Annotated in this window: 20 protein-coding genes; 9 read left to right on the top strand and 11 right to left on the bottom strand. The window is 62.6% G+C overall.

Features of this window, described 5'->3' with window-relative positions; genetic code table 11:
• Positions 1–48: 48 nt before the first annotated feature.
• A complete protein-coding gene (locus tag BM408_RS02880; RefSeq protein ID WP_092126668.1) occupies positions 49–864 on the bottom strand; it encodes a ferritin-like domain-containing protein in 816 nt (271 codons plus the stop codon).
• 133 nt (positions 865–997) lie between these two features.
• Here BM408_RS02880 and BM408_RS02875 point away from each other — a divergent pair, with 133 nt between their 5' ends.
• Together BM408_RS02875 and BM408_RS02870 are read left to right on the top strand one after the other, a co-directional pair.
• Complete coding sequence (locus tag BM408_RS02875; protein WP_092126666.1) at positions 998–1,522, top strand: gamma carbonic anhydrase family protein; 525 nt, start codon at positions 998–1,000, stop codon at positions 1,520–1,522.
• Positions 1,523–1,599: 77 nt separating this feature from the next.
• Entirely contained in the window at positions 1,600–2,568 is a 969-nt protein-coding gene (locus BM408_RS02870) for an Hsp33 family molecular chaperone HslO (RefSeq protein WP_092126664.1), read from the top strand.
• 32 nt (positions 2,569–2,600) lie between these two features.
• Here BM408_RS02870 and BM408_RS02865 read toward each other — a convergent pair whose 3' ends face one another.
• The 6 genes from BM408_RS02865 to BM408_RS02840 all read right to left on the bottom strand — a co-directional run bounded on the left by BM408_RS02865 (position 2,601) and on the right by BM408_RS02840 (position 7,680).
• Positions 2,601–2,984 (bottom strand): hypothetical protein, encoded by a 384-nt coding sequence (locus BM408_RS02865; RefSeq protein ID WP_139237290.1) that lies wholly within the window; start codon positions 2,982–2,984, stop codon positions 2,601–2,603.
• A 105-nt stretch (positions 2,985–3,089) separates the two neighbouring features.
• Entirely contained in the window at positions 3,090–3,365 is a 276-nt protein-coding gene (locus tag BM408_RS02860; protein ID WP_092126660.1) for a septum formation initiator family protein, read from the bottom strand.
• A 17-nt stretch (positions 3,366–3,382) separates the two neighbouring features.
• Entirely contained in the window at positions 3,383–4,666 is a 1,284-nt protein-coding gene (gene eno, locus BM408_RS02855; RefSeq protein WP_092126658.1) for a phosphopyruvate hydratase, read from the bottom strand.
• Positions 4,667–4,724: 58 nt separating this feature from the next.
• Positions 4,725–5,015, bottom strand: coding sequence for a DUF1330 domain-containing protein (locus tag BM408_RS02850; protein ID WP_092126656.1), 291 nt, complete (start codon positions 5,013–5,015; stop codon positions 4,725–4,727).
• A 113-nt stretch (positions 5,016–5,128) separates the two neighbouring features.
• Positions 5,129–5,986, bottom strand: a complete 858-nt coding sequence (gene kdsA / locus BM408_RS02845; RefSeq protein ID WP_092126654.1) for a 3-deoxy-8-phosphooctulonate synthase — start codon at positions 5,984–5,986, stop codon at positions 5,129–5,131.
• 2 nt (positions 5,987–5,988) lie between these two features.
• Positions 5,989–7,680 carry a CTP synthase gene (locus BM408_RS02840; protein WP_092126652.1) on the bottom strand — a complete coding sequence of 564 codons (1,692 nt, stop codon included), beginning with the start codon at positions 7,678–7,680 and terminating at the stop codon, positions 5,989–5,991.
• A gap of 145 nt (positions 7,681–7,825) precedes the next feature.
• On the opposite strand from BM408_RS02840, the gene coaBC reads away from it, so the two are divergent.
• The 4 genes from coaBC to BM408_RS02820 all read left to right on the top strand — a co-directional run bounded on the left by coaBC (position 7,826) and on the right by BM408_RS02820 (position 10,771).
• Complete coding sequence (gene coaBC, locus BM408_RS02835) at positions 7,826–9,121, top strand: bifunctional phosphopantothenoylcysteine decarboxylase/phosphopantothenate--cysteine ligase CoaBC (protein WP_092126650.1); 1,296 nt, start codon at positions 7,826–7,828, stop codon at positions 9,119–9,121.
• Complete coding sequence (locus BM408_RS02830; protein WP_092126648.1) at positions 9,118–9,573, top strand: hypothetical protein; 456 nt, start codon at positions 9,118–9,120, stop codon at positions 9,571–9,573. The genes coaBC and BM408_RS02830 overlap by 4 nt, the downstream gene beginning before the upstream one ends.
• 3 nt (positions 9,574–9,576) lie before the next feature.
• Entirely contained in the window at positions 9,577–10,023 is a 447-nt protein-coding gene (dut, locus tag BM408_RS02825) for a dUTP diphosphatase (RefSeq protein ID WP_092126646.1), read from the top strand.
• Between the two features lie 193 nt (positions 10,024–10,216).
• On the top strand, positions 10,217–10,771 hold the full coding sequence (locus BM408_RS02820; RefSeq protein ID WP_092126644.1) for an outer membrane lipoprotein: 555 nt from the start codon (positions 10,217–10,219) through the stop codon (positions 10,769–10,771).
• Positions 10,772–10,833: 62 nt separating this feature from the next.
• Here the strand turns inward: BM408_RS02820 and BM408_RS02815 are convergent, their stop codons facing one another.
• A complete protein-coding gene (locus BM408_RS02815) occupies positions 10,834–11,358 on the bottom strand; it encodes an FKBP-type peptidyl-prolyl cis-trans isomerase (protein ID WP_092126641.1) in 525 nt (174 codons plus the stop codon).
• Positions 11,359–11,372: 14 nt separating this feature from the next.
• Here BM408_RS02815 and BM408_RS02810 point away from each other — a divergent pair, with 14 nt between their 5' ends.
• The 3 genes from BM408_RS02810 to BM408_RS02800 all read left to right on the top strand — a co-directional run bounded on the left by BM408_RS02810 (position 11,373) and on the right by BM408_RS02800 (position 13,618).
• Positions 11,373–12,596: a cupin domain-containing protein gene (locus BM408_RS02810; RefSeq protein WP_092126639.1), complete on the top strand. Its 1,224-nt coding sequence runs from the start codon at positions 11,373–11,375 to the stop codon at positions 12,594–12,596.
• A gap of 31 nt (positions 12,597–12,627) precedes the next feature.
• Positions 12,628–13,140, top strand: coding sequence for a hypothetical protein (locus BM408_RS02805; protein WP_092126637.1), 513 nt, complete (start codon positions 12,628–12,630; stop codon positions 13,138–13,140).
• Between the two features lie 217 nt (positions 13,141–13,357).
• Positions 13,358–13,618: a hypothetical protein gene (locus BM408_RS02800; protein ID WP_092126635.1), complete on the top strand. Its 261-nt coding sequence runs from the start codon at positions 13,358–13,360 to the stop codon at positions 13,616–13,618.
• A gap of 84 nt (positions 13,619–13,702) precedes the next feature.
• On the opposite strand, the gene BM408_RS02795 is transcribed toward BM408_RS02800, so the two are convergent.
• From BM408_RS02795 to dapA, 3 genes are all read right to left on the bottom strand, one after another.
• A complete protein-coding gene (locus tag BM408_RS02795; RefSeq protein ID WP_092126633.1) occupies positions 13,703–14,476 on the bottom strand; it encodes an MBL fold metallo-hydrolase in 774 nt (257 codons plus the stop codon).
• 64 nt (positions 14,477–14,540) lie between these two features.
• Positions 14,541–15,638 carry an outer membrane protein assembly factor BamC gene (bamC, locus tag BM408_RS02790; protein ID WP_092126631.1) on the bottom strand — a complete coding sequence of 366 codons (1,098 nt, stop codon included), beginning with the start codon at positions 15,636–15,638 and terminating at the stop codon, positions 14,541–14,543.
• Between the two features lie 85 nt (positions 15,639–15,723).
• On the bottom strand, positions 15,724–16,608 hold the full coding sequence (gene dapA / locus BM408_RS02785) for a 4-hydroxy-tetrahydrodipicolinate synthase (protein WP_092126629.1): 885 nt from the start codon (positions 16,606–16,608) through the stop codon (positions 15,724–15,726).
• Positions 16,609–16,662 lie beyond the last annotated feature (54 nt).

The raw sequence follows: 16,662 nt of genomic DNA, 5'->3' as shown, positions 1-16,662 counted from the left end.
TCGAAAAACCCTGTTGCCGCTGAATGTAGGACGTTTCCCCGTATAAGCCTAGGAATTCAGGAAGGCCAATTCGGCCTCGTCAAAGCCCGCTTGCCGCCGGGCGTCCAGGTTCAGCGGGCCCTTGAGCCGGGGCGCCTCATATTGCCGGGCCAGCAACGCGTAAGTCGCCACCGGCTCCAGCCCGCGCTGGTTGCACAGGTGCCGGTACCAGTGGTTGCCGATGGCGACATGGCCGATCTCGTCGCGCAGGATGATGTCCAGGATGCCGACGGCTTGAAGCGCCTCGGGTGTGCCGACCTTGCGCAGCTTGGCCTGCATGGGCGGGGTGGCGTCCAGGCCTCTGGCCTCGAGGGTGCGGGGCACCAGCGCCATGCGGGCCAGCACGTCACCTTCGGTTTTGGCGGTCATGTCCCACAGGCCTGTGTGGGCCGGGAAGTCGCCGTAGTCGTAGCCCATGGTTTGCAGGTGGGCGCGCAGCAGGCTGAAATGGTGGGCCTCCTCGGCGGCGACCTGGAGCCAGTCGAGGTAGTAGGCCTTGGGCATGGCGGGAAAGCGCCAGATGGCGTCCAGGGCGAGGTTGATGGCGTTGAACTCGATATGCGTCACGGCATGCAGCAGGGCGGCCAGGCCTTCGTGCGTGAAGGGCGAGCGCTTGGGGACGTCGAGGTGGGAGAGCAGCTCGGGTCTCTCTGGGCAGCCGGGCAGGCCGGCAGGCGCCTGGAGCGCCAGATCGCTTGCTATCAGAAAGCTAGCGGCTTGCGTCCGCAGTGCCTGGGTTTGAAGCACTTTTTCCCCTGGATCTGACTCCAGCAGCGCCTGCAGCGCTTGCTGGCGCAGTTCTGGAGGAGGGGATGTGGGCGTCATGGGAGGAATTGTCGGCGATCCCACGGGGCTGGGCAGGGGCCTACTTACAATCGAGGCATGAGGCCTGCGAGCGGGTTCCGCCCCTTTCATTGCCTGTTTTTCCCAATTGCCCTTTAATCTCCAAATCAAACCCATGGCCATCTACCAACTCGACAAGCTGACCCCCGCCGTTCCCGCGTCTGCCTGGGTGGCCGACAACGCGCAGGTGATTGGTGATGTGCGCCTGGGTGAGGATTGCAGCGTCTGGTTTGGCGTGGTGATACGGGGTGACACCGAAACGATTACCGTGGGCCGGGGCACCAATGTGCAGGACAACAGCGTGCTGCATGCCGACATGGGCGTTCCACTCACCCTGGGTGAAGACGTCACGGTCGGCCACCAGGTCATGCTGCATGGCTGCACCATCGGCGACGGCTCGCTGATTGGCATCCAGGCGGTGGTGCTCAATCACGCGAAGATAGGCAAGAACTGCCTGGTCGGTGCGGGCTCGGTCGTCACCGAGGGCAAGGAGTTTCCGGACGGCTCGCTGATCATCGGCAGCCCGGCCAAGGCGGTCAGGCAGCTCTCCCCCGAGCAGATCCAGGGTTTAAAAATGATCGCGAAGCACTATATTGAGAATGCCGGCCGTTATAAGACCGGTCTCAAGAAGATTGCCTGAAACCCCAAGAATGACCAAACCTAATACGTACACACTGAGCGCTAGCGTCGGTGCTTCCATCCCACCAAGGGGCCTCAATGTCTGAATTGCATAAATTCATCTTTGACGGGCTCCCCGTTCGCGGCATTCTGGTGCGCCTGACCGACTCCTGGCAGGAAATCCTGAAACGCCGGCAGGCCGGTGGCGGCTATCCGGCCGAGGTAATGCACCTGCTGGGGGAAATGACGGCCGCGGGCGCGCTGATGCAAAGCAACATCAAGTTCAACGGCGCGTTGATCCTGCAAATCTTCGGCGATGGCCCGGTCAAGCTGGCCGTGGCCGAGGTGCAACCCGACCTGACCCTGCGCGCTACAGCCACGGTCACCGGTGCGGTGGACCCGGGCAGCACCCTAAGCCAGCTCGTCAACGTGAGCAACCAGGGCCGCTGCGCGATCACCCTGGACCCGAAAGACAAGCTGCCGGGACAGCAGGCTTACCAGGGCGTGGTGCCGCTCTTTGGCGACCATCACGAAAAAATCGAGAACCTGGCGGAAGTGCTGGAGCACTACATGCTGCAGAGCGAGCAGCTCGACACCAAGCTGATCCTGGCCGCCGACGGCAAGGTTGCGGCGGGCCTGCTGATCCAGCGCCTGCCGGTGAAGGGCCAGGGCAACCTGGAAGGCACGATTGACCGGGATGCCAATGAAGACCAGATCGGTGTGAATGAGGACTACAAACGCATTGCCATGCTGGCCGGCACGCTCAAGCGTGAAGAGCTGCTGACCCTGGATGCCGACACGATCTTGCGCCGCCTGTTCTGGGAAGAGCAGGTGACGCGGTTTGAGCCGCTGGCGCCCAGCTTTGCCTGCAGTTGCTCGCGCGACCGGGTGGGCAGCATGCTGCGCAGCCTGGGCACGGACGAAATTGAAAGCATTATTTCGGAGCGTGGAAAGGTGGCGGTGGGCTGCGAGTTCTGCGGCGCGCAGTATGACTTCGACCCGGTGGATGCCGCGCAGCTCTTCACCAGCCAGACCAGCCAGCAGCCACCCAGCTCGACGGTTCAGTAAGCGGCGCTTGGGGCGGGGACAAAACCCCGCCGTCAGGCCGCTGCGTTATTGCGCTGTGCCAGCAAGTCGCTGAGCATGCGGTGCTCGCAGCCCGGGTCGCTGCATTTGTCACACACCCAGGTCCAGGCGCTTTTGCCGCCGCGGCGGGTTCCGCTTGCGCGTTGTGGGGTGGGTGAAGGTGGGTTCACGGCATCCAGCGCCTGCGCCAGGCGCTGGTCTGCGCTGCCGTACATCACACGGTAGGCAATGCCGGCCGATGTGAGGGCTGTGCGAATGGCCTCGTCTGCGGCCAGTTGGGCCGCTGCAGCCATGGAAGCGGCTGCGCTATGGGCTTGGGGCGCGGGTTCCAGGCCGGTCAGCAGCACCAGGTCGTGGCTGTTCAGATCAGGTGGAAAGGGAAGGGTGGCTACAGTCACCACAGCCTGACGCCCCGATGCATGCAGGGCTTGCCCCAATGAGGCGGCGAGGGGGCTTTTTCCGGTAGACGGAGCGCCCGCGATGGCGATCTTTACCACGGCCTCTTATTTGGTGATCTGCACGAAGATTTCGTTGGGCTTGACCATGCCCAGCTCCGTTCTGGCCTTTTCTTCCACCATCTCAAGGCCTTCTTTCAGGTCCCTGACTTCCGCCGCGAGCTGGTCGTTGGCGGCCTGGGACTGGGTGTTTTTGGCGAGCTGCTCGGTCAGGCGGTGCTGCATCTCACGCACGCTGGGAATGCTGCCCCGGCCAATCCAGAGTTGCGCATGGAATATGGCCAGCAGCGCAATCAGGACGGCGGGGACGAGTCGGTTTCCCACGTGCGGGCAGGCCTTTTTTAGCGAAGGTTATAAAAAGCCGCGCGGCCTGGGTAGGACGCGATGTCACCCAGGTCTTCTTCGATGCGCAGCAGCTGGTTGTACTTGGCCATGCGGTCCGAGCGCGAGAGCGAGCCGGTCTTGATCTGGCCCGCGTTGGTGCCCACGGCGATGTCGGCAATCGTGGAGTCTTCGGTTTCACCCGATCGGTGGCTGATGACGGCGGTGTAGCCGGCGCGCTTGGCCATTTCGATGGCGGCAAAGGTTTCGGTCAGCGTGCCGATCTGGTTGATCTTGATCAGGATGGAGTTGGCGATCTGTTTGTCGATGCCTTCCTTGAGGATCTTGGTGTTGGTGACGAAGAGGTCGTCGCCGACCAGCTGCACTTTTTTGCCCAGGCGCTCGGTGAGAATCTTCCAGCCGTCCCAGTCGCCTTCGGCCATGCCGTCTTCGATGCTGATGATGGGGTATTTGTCGACCCAGGTGGCCAGGATGTTGGTCCACTCGGTGGCGTCCAGGCTCAGGCCTTCCGCGCCCAGGACGTATTTGCCGTCCTTGTAGAACTCCGACGCCGCGCAGTCGAGGCCCAGGGCGATTTGCTCGCCGGCGACGTAGCCGGCGGCATCGATGGCTTCCAGAATCATCTGGATTGCGGCTTCGTGGTTGGTCACGTTGGGGGCAAAGCCGCCTTCGTCACCGACAGCCACGCTCATGCCCTTGTCGTGCAGGATTTTCTTGAGTGCGTGAAAGACTTCGGCGCCGTAACGGACGGCTTCACGGAAGCTGGGCGCACCCACCGGGATGATCATCAGCTCCTGCAGGTCCAGGTTGTTGTTGGCGTGCGCGCCGCCGTTGACCACATTCATCATGGGCACAGGCATTTGCATGGCGCCGCTGCCGCCGAAATAGCGGTACAGGGGCAGGCCAGCTTCTTCAGCGGCGGCGCGTGCCACGGCCATGCTGACGGCTAGCGTGGCATTGGCGCCCAGGCGCGATTTGTTGTCGGTGCCGTCCAGGTCGATCAGCGTGCGGTCCAGGAAAGCCTGCTCGCTGGCGTCCAGGCCCAGCACGGCCTCGGAGATTTCGGTGTTGATGTGCTCAACGGCTTTGAGCACGCCCTTGCCGAGGTAGCGCGACTTATCGCCGTCGCGCAGCTCGATGGCCTCACGCGAGCCCGTGGAAGCACCGGAAGGAACCGCCGCGCGGCCCATGACGCCGGACTCCAGCAGCACGTCGCATTCAACGGTAGGGTTGCCACGGCTGTCGAGAATTTCGCGGCCGACGATATCAACAATTGCGCTCATTTAGGCTCTTTCAAATCAGAAGATAAAAGATAAAAAACTACAAATAAAAACCTGGCTGCTACACACCTTCGACCAGCACCATGCGCATGACGGCGATGTCCTGGCGCGACTGGCGGGCCGCGTCGTATTCGGCGGACTGGTTGAAGGCCCGGGCCTGCTCCATGCTGGGGAACTTCAGCACCACGATGCGGTTGGGCGTCCAGTCGCCCTCCAGCACTTCAACCTTGCCGCCCCGTACGCAGACCTCGGCACCATGCGCCTGCATGGCAATACTAGACAGTTTTTTGTACTGTTCGTATTGTTCGGGGTTCGTAACTGTGACGTTGGCGATGATGTAGGCGCTGGGCATGTGGGGCTCCGAAACGGGTTAAAGGCGCTTGTTATCTTGCTTCGGTCGAATAGCGCAGCGGGGCCGGCAAGTCGGGGCGCGGGATCGCGCGCCCTTGCATGGCTTGCCCGGGTTCAGGCGGCGAAATTGTTTTCAAGGAAGCCGTTGCGTTTGGTGACCCGATCCAGCTCGAGCAGCGTTTCCAGCAAAGCCTTCATGTGCTTGAGCGGCACGGCATTGGGGCCGTCGCACAGGGCCTTGTCCGGGTCCGGATGGGTTTCCATGAACAGGCCGGAGACGCCGACGGCCACTGCGGCACGCGCCAGCACCGGCACCATTTCGCGTACACCGCCGCTGCTGGTGCCCTGGCCGCCGGGCAGTTGCACCGAGTGGGTCGCGTCAAACACGACCGGCGCGTTGGTCTCACGCATGATGGCCAGGCTGCGCATGTCGCTGACCAGGTTGTTGTAGCCAAAGCTGGCACCGCGCTCGCAGGCCATGAAGTTGTCTTCCGGCAGGCCGGCCGCCTTGACGGCCGCACGCGCCTTGATGATGACGTTTTTCATGTCGCCCGGGGCCATGAACTGGCCCTTCTTGATATTGACCGGCAGGCCGGACAGCGCGACGGCGTGGATGAAGTCGGTCTGGCGGCACAGCAGGGCCGGCGTTTGCAGCACATCGACGACCTTCGCGACCTGGGCGATCTGGTCTTCGGAATGGATGTCGGTCAGCACCGGCACGCCGATGTCCTTTTTGACCTTGGCCAGAATCTCCAGTCCTTTCTCCGTGCCCAGTCCGCGAAAGGCTGTTTCGCTGGTGCGATTGGCTTTGTCGAAGCTGCTTTTGAAGATGAAGGGAATGCCCAGCGAGGAGGTGATCTCCTTGAGCGTGCCGGCGGCGTCCATCTGCAGTTGCTCGGACTCCACCACACAGGGGCCGGCAATCAGGAAGAAGGGCTGGTTCAGGCCAATGTCGAATCCGCAGAGTTTCATGGTCAAGCCACCGCTTTCAGGGGTTTGGCTGCTGGTTTGCCGTCTTGTCCCGCCGTGGCGCGGTGCTGAAGCACGGCCGCGATATAGGCGTTGAACAGCGGGTGGCCGTCCCAGGGCGTGGATTTGAATTCAGGGTGGAACTGGACACCCACGAACCAGGGGTGGACGTTCTGGGGCAGCTCGACGATCTCGGTCAGTTGCTCGCGCTGGGTGAGTGCGGAAATCACCAGACCTGAGGTGCGCAGGGCGTCCAGGTAGTTGACGTTGGCTTCGTAGCGGTGACGGTGGCGCTCGGTCACCACGTCGCCGTAAATCTTGTGCGCCAGCGTGCCGGGGGCAACGTCGGAGCTCTGGGCGCCCAGACGCATGGTGCCGCCCAGATCGGACTTGGCGTCGCGCGTCTTGATGGTGCCGTCGGCGTCCTTCCACTCGGTGATCAGCGCGATCACGGGGTGCGGCGTGGCCGCATCGAACTCGGTGCTGTTGGCGTCCTTCAGGCCGGCGACGTGGCGCGCAAATTCGATGGTGGCGACCTGCATGCCCAGGCAGATGCCGAGGTAAGGCATCTTGTTTTCACGGGCGAAGCGGGCGGCGCAAATCTTGCCCTCAACACCGCGGACGCCGAAGCCGCCCGGCACCAGGATGCCGTCGAAGCGGGAAAGGCGCGAGACGTTGTCGGGTGTGATGGTTTCCGAGTCGACATACTCAATGACCACCTTGGCGTGGTTTTTCATGCCGGCGTGACGCAGGGCTTCGTTGAGCGATTTGTAGCTGTCGGAGAGATCGACGTACTTGCCGACCATGGCGATATTGACTTCGGTCTGCGGGTGCTCGGTCTCGTAAACCAGGTCGTCCCAGCGGCGAAGGTTGGCCGGCGGAGTATTGAGCCGCAGCTTGTCGCAGATCAGGCCGTCCAGTCCCTGCTCGTGCAGCATGCGGGGGACTTTGTAAATCGTGTCGACGTCCCACATCGAGATCACGCCCCATTCAGGGACGTTGGAGAACAAGGAGATCTTTTCACGCTCTTCGTTGGGGATGCGGCGGTCGGCCCGGCACAGCAGCACGTCGGCCTGGATACCGATTTCGCGCAGTTGTTTGGCGGTGTGCTGGGTCGGCTTGGTTTTGAGTTCGCCGGCGGCGGCGATCCAGGGGACGTAGCTCAGGTGCACAAAAGCGGTGTTGTTGGCGCCCATGCGCAGGCTCATTTGCCGCACGGCCTCCAGGAAAGGCAGCGATTCGATGTCGCCGACGGTGCCGCCGATTTCGACGATGGCGACGTCGACCGCGTCGGCGGTTTCGTAACCCGCGCCGCGTTTGACGAACTCCTGGATTTCATTGGTGACGTGCGGGATGACCTGCACGGTCTTGCCGAGGTAGTCGCCGCGGCGTTCTTTTTCAAGGACGCTTTTGTAAATCTGGCCGGTGGTGAAGTTGTTGGCCTTGCGCATGCGCGTTTCGATGAAACGCTCATAGTGGCCAAGGTCCAGGTCGGTTTCGGCGCCGTCGTCGGTCACAAAAACCTCACCGTGCTGGAAGGGCGACATCGTGCCCGGATCCACGTTCAGGTAGGGATCGAGCTTGATGAGAGTGACTTTGAGGCCTCGCGATTCCAGGATCGCAGCTAAGGAGGCTGAGGCGATTCCCTTGCCCAGGGAAGACACCACACCGCCGGTGACGAAGACAAATTTGGTCATGTCAGGTACGAACCGCAAGTTCGTAGAGGTGGTAAACGGAGATTATACGGGTTGCTTGCCGGGATACCCCGCGCAGGGCTACTGAATTTCGGCCCAAAGGCATTCAGGCCCGCATGGCGCCCCACAGGCTGATACATTGCGGGGCATGACGAATCAAGTGAATCCTCTGGAAAGCGGGGCAGGTGGTGATGGCGCGCTGGACCTGGCCGGCAAACACATCGTGCTGGGCCTGTCGGGCGGGATTGCCTGTTACAAGGCGGCCGAGCTCTGCCGGGCGCTGATCAAGGCAGGCGCCGCGGTGCAGGTGGTCATGACCGAGGCGGCCGAGCAGTTCATCACGCCCGTCACCATGCAGGCCCTGAGCGGGCGCCCCGTCTACACCAGCCAGTGGGACAGCCGTCCTTCCGGCGGGATGAGCAACAACATGGCGCATATCAACCTGTCGCGCGAAGCCGACGCCATACTGATTGCGCCCATGAGCGCCGACTTCATGGCCAAGCTGCTGCACGGCCGTGCCGACGACCTGCTCAGCCTGATGTGCCTGGCCCGCCCCATCGACAAGGTGCCGCTGCTGGTGGCGCCGGCCATGAACCGCGAGATGTACGCGCATCCGGCCACGCAGCGCAACTTTGTTCAGCTGGATGCCGACGGCGCCACGGTGCTGGGCGTGGGCAGCGGCTTTCAGGCCTGCGGCGAAACCGGCGACGGCCGCATGCTGGAGCCGGAACAGATTCTTGAAGACGTGATCGTCTTCTTTACGCCCAAGGTGCTGGCCGGCCAGCATGTGCTGGTCACGGCCGGCCCCACTTACGAGGCCATTGACCCGGTGCGCGGCATTACCAATCTGTCGAGCGGCAAGATGGGTTTTGCCATCGCCCGTGCGGCCCATGAGGCCGGTGCCGAGGTCACCCTGGTGGCCGGCCCGGTGGGCTTGCCCACGCCACGCGGGGTGACGCGCATCGACGTTCGTTCCGCACAAAATATGCTTGAAGCCGTTACAGGGCGGGCGCAAGCAGCTACTGTTTTTATAGCGACAGCCGCGGTTGCCGACTGGCGGCCCGCCGCGCCTTCGAGCCAGAAAATCAAGAAAGACGGCTCCGGCCAGACCCCGCAGCTGGCGTTCACTGAGAACACCGACATCCTGGCCACGGTCGCCCAGTCAGCGGCGGCCCAGTCTGGAAAGCTGTTTTGCGTGGGCTTTGCGGCGGAGAGCCATGACCTGGTTGAAAACGCTGAGGCCAAACGTCTGCGCAAGAAGGTGCCGCTGCTTGTCGGCAATATTGGCCCCGACACTTTTGGGCAAGACCATAACGCCCTGTTGCTCATTGACGAAAAAGGCCGCACCGAGCTTCCCCGGGCATCCAAGCTCTCGCTTGCGCGCCGGCTTGTGCAGGAGATTGCAGGCAGGATGGCCCCGGCAAACCGGAAGGCGGGGCGATGATGATTCATCCTTCGGACACGCCGCCGGATGGCGATTTCGCGAGTTATGTAGAGCGCCTGACCGGCGCCAATGCGGCAGCGGGCGCTCGCGAAGACCTGTTCAAGCCCCAGGGGGCCAAGGATGTGTCGCCGTCATCTCCATCCCAGGCGCCGTCCCGGTTCTCGGCGAGTTCGGGCACACCTTCCGTGAAAGCGGCTGCTGCGCCTCTGGCCGGCATGTCTCTCCTGACGCACATCAAGTGGGTGGTGGGCTTGTGGATTGCTACCCAGGCGCTGGCCAGGCTTGTGCCGGGCGCCGGTTTCCTGTTTATTCCTGCCTTGCTGGTGTATGCGGCCTGGGTGATCTTCAAGGTCAATCGCAATTCATCGGGGGCGCTGGTGCAGCGCTTGCGTGAGCTGGCTCGCCAGGCGGCGGAAGAAGCCCAAAAGAATCAACAATCCAGGAAAAAGTAGTTCATGCAAATTGACGTCAAAATTCTCGACCCACGGCTTCAGGGCAACCTTCCGGCGTATGCCACACCCGGCAGCGCCGGCCTTGATCTGCGGGCCTGCCTCGATGCACCCCTGACGCTGGCGGCCAATGCCTGGCAACTGGTGCCTACCGGCATTGCGATCTATCTGCACAACCCCGGTTACGCGGCCCTTATCCTGCCGCGCTCGGGTCTGGGCCATAAGCACGGTATCGTGCTCGGCAACCTGGTGGGTTTAATCGACAGCGACTACCAGGGGCAACTGATGGTCAGCGCCTGGAACCGCAGCGACGTGCCATTCACCATTGAGCCGATGGAACGCATCGCGCAGCTGATGATCGTGCCCGTAGTGCAGGCGCAGTTCAATGTGGTCTCCGAGTTCCCCGCCAGCGAGCGGGGCGAGGGCGGCTACGGCTCCACCGGCAAGGCCTGAATTTTCTTCCGCTGCCGCGCGCCGGCAGTGAAGCAGGGGTGGGGCTTTTCCTACAGCCCCTGCAACAAGGCTCCCACGTTGCGACAGGCCCAATCCCCACCCGGGATTTGTGTGAGTGTGTCCTTAATAAGCCATGAGAGTCCCCGTGCACCTGGTGCCGGGATCTCATGAAACTTATTAACAGGAGAGACTCATGCGAAACACATCCCGCTTTATTTCATCGGCTTCCGTGGTGTTGGTGCTGGCCGGCCTGGCAGCCTGTGCTCCCATGAGCCCGCCGGTGTCCGATGCCAACTACCCCGCGACCTATCCAAATCCGAACACCGCCAGCTACCCCAACCAGACCTACCCTGCCGGCACCTATCCGGCCGGCACCTACCCGACCAACCAGCAGAACCGCTACATCGAATACGGACGCGTGAGCAACGTGGAAGTGTTTCGTACCCAGGAGCAAGCCAGGGGTTCAGGCGTAGGCGCCATCCTCGGCGGCGTTGCCGGTGCTGTGGTGGGCCACCAGATCGGCGGCGGAACCGGTAAGGACGTGGCAACCGTTGTCGGCGCTGTAGGCGGCGCCGTTGCCGGCAATGCCATCGAGAAAAACCGCAATGCCGCCAATGTGCGTGAAACCTATCGTGTATCCGTCCAGCTCGACAACGGCAGCGGCCGCGCTTATGACGTGCCTTCCACGGGTGACCTGCGCATCGGCGACCGTGTGAGGATTGAGAACGGCCTGCTGTACCGCATGTAAGCAGGGCGCTGAAAACGCAAGGGGCGGCGGCGGTGATACCGCGCCGCCCCTGCTTCGTTTATTCAGTGCAGGGTGCCGCTTCCGGGCGTGAGCGGCTCAAGCTTGAAGAAGCCGGTGCCCAGGGAGCCCTGGCCGATTTCTTCTTCGGTAGCTTCTCGCACCGATTCGACTTTCACCGCCAGCCGGATGGCAATGCCCGCCAGCGGATGGTTGCCGTCCAGAACCACGTGGTCGGGGTAAATCTCGGTCACGGTGTAGATATGTTCTGAAGGCACCTGTCCGCTCCCGCCCTTGGGAAGCGCGGCGCCGTCAAAAGTCATGCCTTCTTCGAGTTCTGCCGGGAAAATCTTGCGCGGCTCCAGGAAGACGCGGTTTTCATCGTAGTCGCCAAAAGCGTCTTCGGGCTCCAGGTGCAGCTCAAGCCTGTCGCCTGCTTCATGGCCCTGAAGCGCTTCTTCGATTTTGGCCAGCAGGTCGTCGCCGCCCAACAAAAACTCGATGGGCTCGTCGAGTTCGTCCAGCACATCGCCCAAGGTGTCTTTCAGCGTCCATGTGAGGGCTACGACGCATTGCGGGGTGATTTTCATCCGACAATTGTCCCATGGATGTAAATCAACCTCTAGCGCTTCTCGCCGGCCTGAGCCCCGCGCAATTCATGCGCCGGCACTGGCAAAAAAAGCCGCTGCTCGTACGCCAGGCCATCCCCGGAATGCGGCCTGTATTGAGCCGTCCCGAGCTGTTCAAGCTGGCCGCGCGCGAGCATGTGGAGTCACGCCTGATCGTGCAGCAGCCCAAGGGCTGGCGCATGAAGCAGGGGCCGATCACCGCGTCGGGGCTGCCGCCCTTGAGCCAGAAGGGCTGGACGCTGCTGGTGCAGGGTGTGGATCTGCATGAGCCCGGGGCGCACGCATTGCTGCAGCAGTTTCGCTTTGTGCCCGACGCACGGCTCGACGACCTGATGATTTCATTTGCCACTGCGGGCGGTGGCGTGGGGCCGCATTTCGACAGCTATGACGTGTTCTTGCTGCAGGCCAGCGGCCGGCGGCGCTGGAAGATCGGGCGCCAAAAAGACCTGACCCTTCAGGACGGCGTGCCACTGAAGATTTTGCAGAATTTCGAACCCGAAGAAGAGTTTGTGCTCGAGGCCGGCGACATGCTTTACCTGCCGCCGCGCTATGCGCACGACGGCATTGCCGAGGCGGCGGATTCAGGAGGTAAAGCAGCGGACTGCATGACCTACTCCATCGGCTTCAGGTCGCCGGGGAGCCGTGAACTGGCCACCGAATTGCTGCAGCGCCTGGCTGAATTCAGCGAAGACGATGGCGATGCGGATGCGACCGGCCGCAACGGCAAGGTAAAGACAAAGACGCCGGCGCTGTACCGTGATCCGGAGCAGGCCGCAACAGCCAACCCTGCGGCCTTGCCCGCAAGCCTGACGGCCTTTGCCAGCCAGGCGCTTGAAGAGGCGCTGAAAGACCCGCTGGCGCTGGCCTGCGCCCTGGGCGAATACATGACCGAGCCAAAACCCTCGGTGTGGTTTGACGAGGCTGCCGACGAATGGGATGCCGACGCCGCGCGGGCAGGGCAAGCCGGTGTCCAGCTTGATGCACGCACCCGGATGATGTATGACAGCGATCATGTGTTCATCAACGGTGAAAGCTACCTGGCCAAAGGTGCGGATGCGGCGCTCATGCGCCGGCTGGCCGATCAGCGCAGCCTGGCGCCGCGGGAGTTGCGAAAGGCCGGTGTATCCGCGATGGCCCTGCTGGGCGACTGGCACGACGCCGGCTGGCTGCGCCAGGAGCTGTTGCAAGCCGATTCCTGACTTTCTGTGATCTTGCCCCGGGAGAAGTCTCATGGCCCCTGAAAACCCAAGTCCCCAACCCCCGTTGTTGCTGGAGGGCCGTTTCAGCGGGCTCAGCGACTTTACGCAACTGATACGCCAGGCTTTTGCCGCAGCGGCCGCGCAGGGATGGCGGGAAATTGTGGTCTCCGATTCTGATTTTGGCGACTGGCCCCTGGGCGAGCGCGCGGTGATTGAAGCCTTGAACGACTGGTCCATGACCGGGCGGAAATTCACCATGCTGGCTAAAAATTACGACGAAATCATTCGCCGGCACGCGAGGTTCGTCACCTGGCGGCGTACCTGGGCTCACATTGTGGAATGCCGCGCCAACACATCGGCTCCGGCCGAGGAAATGCCCAGTGCCTTGCTGGGCCCCCAGTGGGTGTTTGAGCGGCTGGATATTCAGCGCTGCACGGGCGTTGCCGGCTCAGAGGTCGGCAGGCGGGTGGCGCTGCGGGAACGCCTGAATGAGCGGTTGCTGAAAAGCTCGCCGGCTTTTCCCGCAACCACGCTTGGGCTGTAGCCTGTGTCTGGCCGCTATTTGTCCGTTGTACGGTAGCGATAACCCGACTAAGGGTTTTCAGGCTTGCAATCGTCTTTCTGATATCCGGCATATAATTTAAAGCTGGGTAGAAAGAGCTCGAGTCCTTTCCCCGGTCAAAAATAATCTGAATCCAGATTTGGGTTTTTTTGACAATTTCCGGAAATTGTTTTCTTAAATATCATCAAGGATCGTAAAAATGAACAAGTCACTCGTCCTGGCAGCTATCGTTGCCGCTGTTGCTCTGGCTGCTTGCGGCAAGAAAGAAGAAGCCGCTGCACCAGCACCCGCACCAGCCGCTGCACCAGCACCAGCCGCCGACGCATCGGCACCAGCTGCTGCCGCTTCCGCACCAGCTGCTGACGCATCCGCACCAGCTGCCGCCGCATCCGCTGCTCCTTCGGCTGACGCCGCAGCTGCTGCCGCTACCACCGCTGCTGCCAGCGCCGCGAAGAAGTAAATTCTTCAGTGAATTGAGAAAGCCGCCGAAAGGCGGCTTTTTTATGCCCGTCTGTTTCTCGGCGTGTCCGCGGCCTGCCGGCCGTCAGATATGAAGCCAGGGGGTGCCGTTGTCGGGGCCTGCCACGATGATGTCTTGCGCGGCGCGGGACAGGGTTTCAGCCATCAGGCTTTGAACCAGCGCGGGGCGGTTGTTTTGCACGCTCAGGTGCGCGGCCACCAGGTGCTTCAGCCCCTGATGCGCGACCACCCGCAAGACCTCTGACGCGGCGACGTTGGAGAGATGGCCGTATTGGCCGCCCACCCGCCGCTTCAGGAATGCCGGGTACGACGACTGGGCCAGCATGTCCGTATCGTGGTTGCATTCCAGCAGCAAGGCGTCGCAAGCCGCGAGATGGGCCGTCACATGCGCGGTAGCGTGCCCAAGATCTGTCAGGATGCCCAGCTTTGCAGAGCCGTCGGTACAACTGAGTTGCAGGGGCTCCCTGGCATCGTGGGGCACGGTGAAAGGGGTGAGCTGCATGCCGCCCAGGTCGATGACCTGGTTGTCGCGGGCTATGTGCAGCAATCCGTCGAAATCCGGCGCACCAATAGCGGCATGAGTGCCGCGGCTCATCCAAACCGGGATGCGGTAGCGCAGTGAAAGGGACCGGGCGCAGCCGATATGGTCGCCGTGTTCATGCGTCACGAACACGGCATGGATGTCTTCCGGTTGCAGGCCGGCCTGGCCGAGGCGATAGAGCAGGTGCTTAAGGCCAAGCCCGCAATCGACAAGGATGCGCAAGGGCGCAGTTCCTATCGCTTCGACCAGTGTGGCATTGCCCGAACTGCCGCTGCCCAGGCTTTTGAACCTTAACACCGGCGTATGTGACCTGAACGGCCTGCAAGACCGGAGCTGGAAAGATCGGGCCGCAAGTCCGGGTTTATTTCAGATCGTCGGCGATGACCTGCACGATGCGCTGCGCATTGGCCGACGCTTCAGGCGCACCTTGGGCATTGAGGACCGATACCGTGGTGCTTTCGCCCTGGCTCTTGACGGCGATGCGGTACTTCAGCGGCGGCGTAGCGGCCGGGGAGCCGCTGAACAGCTTGCTGAAGAAGCCGGGCTCGGTCTTGTTCACGACCGGCTCGACGTAACGCACGTAGTAGGTGCCCTGGCTGCGGTCGCGGTCTTCTACGGTAAAGCCGGTGCGGTCCAGTGCCAGGCCGACCCGGCGCCAGGCGCGTTCAAAGCCTTCATCGATTTGCACGACGGGCTGGTTGTTGACCGTGGCGATCCGGGAGCTCTGTTTGGCCGCGCCTGCCGCCACCAGTGCCTTGGATTGTTCTTGCGACACACCCAGCTTGACCATCAGGCGGCGCAGGAATTCGGCTTCGAGTTCCGGATCGGCGGGGCGGGGTTGCCACAGCGTGCTGTCGCCGGTGGTGGCGGCATTGCCGGCTTTTGCACCGGTGACGACTTCCACCATGCCGCGGTGGCTGACATAAATTTCGGTGCTGCCGTCGGGGCGGCGCTCCAGACGCGTGCGGAATTTGTCGCGCTCGCCGGTGGAGTAAAGGCCGTCAAAGACCTTGCCCAGGGCGCTGCGGATAAAGTCCTGCGGCAGCTTGGCGCGGTTCTCGGCGTAGTCGGTTTCCATGATGCCGAGGTTTTCCTCGTCTTGCGACAGCAGGAAACCGCTCTCCAGCCAGAAATCACGAACCGGGCCCCAGAGCTTGTCGGCGGGGCGATTCACCACCAGCCAGCGCTGGGTGCCTGCGCGCTCGATGCGCACGTCGCCGACGGTCACAGCGGCTGTCTGCACCGCCTGGGTGGGCTGGCCCACCTGGTAGCTGCTGGCAGACACGGCGGTGCCGGGCACCACATAACGGGTTTCGCGGGTGAGCTGCGTCAGGTCGGGAGGGATATCCAGGGAAGGACCCTTGGCGCCGCTGCTCTTGTAGTCGACGCGCTCACCCTCCATGACCTCCTTGAGGGAAGAGCAGCCGGCGAGCAGGCTGAGGGCAACCAGTGCGGACACGGTTGCGGCGCTCCGGGCTTGGGTAAATGCAGGACGTGTTGACGATATCTTCACTTGGGTTCCCTTAAAAATCAGATCAGGCAAGTCAAATCAGGCCGCAGGCGCGCAGGGCGTTTTCCACGGTGGCTTCGTTCGATGTTTCCAGCGGCGTCATCGGCAGGCGCAGCGTGCCACCGCAAAGACCCATGCGGGCCATGGCCCACTTCACGGGAATCGGGTTGGCTTCGACAAAGAGGTTTCGATGCAGCGGCAGCAGTTTTAGTTGCAGCTCCATGGCACGCCGTGCGTCGCCGGCCACTGCAGCCACGCACAGCTCATGCATGAGGCGGGGGGCGACGTTGGCTGTCACGCTGACATTGCCCTGGCCGCCGCACAGCATCAGCGCCACGGCCGTCGGGTCGTCGCCCGAATACACGGCAAAGCCCTTGGGCACTTCCTTGATCAGCCACTGCGCGCGCTCGATGTTGCCGGTGGCTTCCTTGATACCGACAATGCCGGGCACCTGGGCCAGGCGCAGCACGGTGGCATGCGCCATATCGGCCACGGTGCGGCCGGGCACGTTGTAAAGCACGGTCGGCAGGTCGCCCACGGCTTCGGCGATCGCCTTGAAGTGGCGGTACTGGCCTTCCTGGGTGGGCTTGTTGTAGTAGGGGACAACCTGCAACTGGCAGTCGGCGCCGACGCCCTTGGCGAATTTGGCGAGTTCGATCGCTTCGGCGGTCGAGTTGGCGCCGCAACCGGCCATGATAGGCACGCGTTTTTTGGCCTGCTCCACCGAGACGCGGATGATTTCGCAGTGTTCTTCGACGTTAACGGTGGGTGATTCGCCGGTGGTGCCCACCACGCCGATGCAGTCGGTTCCCTCGGCGATGTGCCAGTCGACCAGTTTGCGCAGTGTGGGGTAATCTACGCTGCCGTCGTCGTGCAAGGGCGTTGCCAGTGCAACGATGCTGCCAGTAATGGGTTTCATGCTTTGCTTGTAAACGTTCGCGGCCCGGGGAGGCCCCGGCCGCAATACCGCCGG

The sequence above is a fragment of the Polaromonas sp. YR568 genome (assembly GCF_900116715.1).
Taxonomy (GTDB): domain Bacteria; phylum Pseudomonadota; class Gammaproteobacteria; order Burkholderiales; family Burkholderiaceae_C; genus Polaromonas.
Note: the sequence above shows the minus strand (reverse complement) of the source record. Positions and strands in the feature narration are given on the sequence as shown.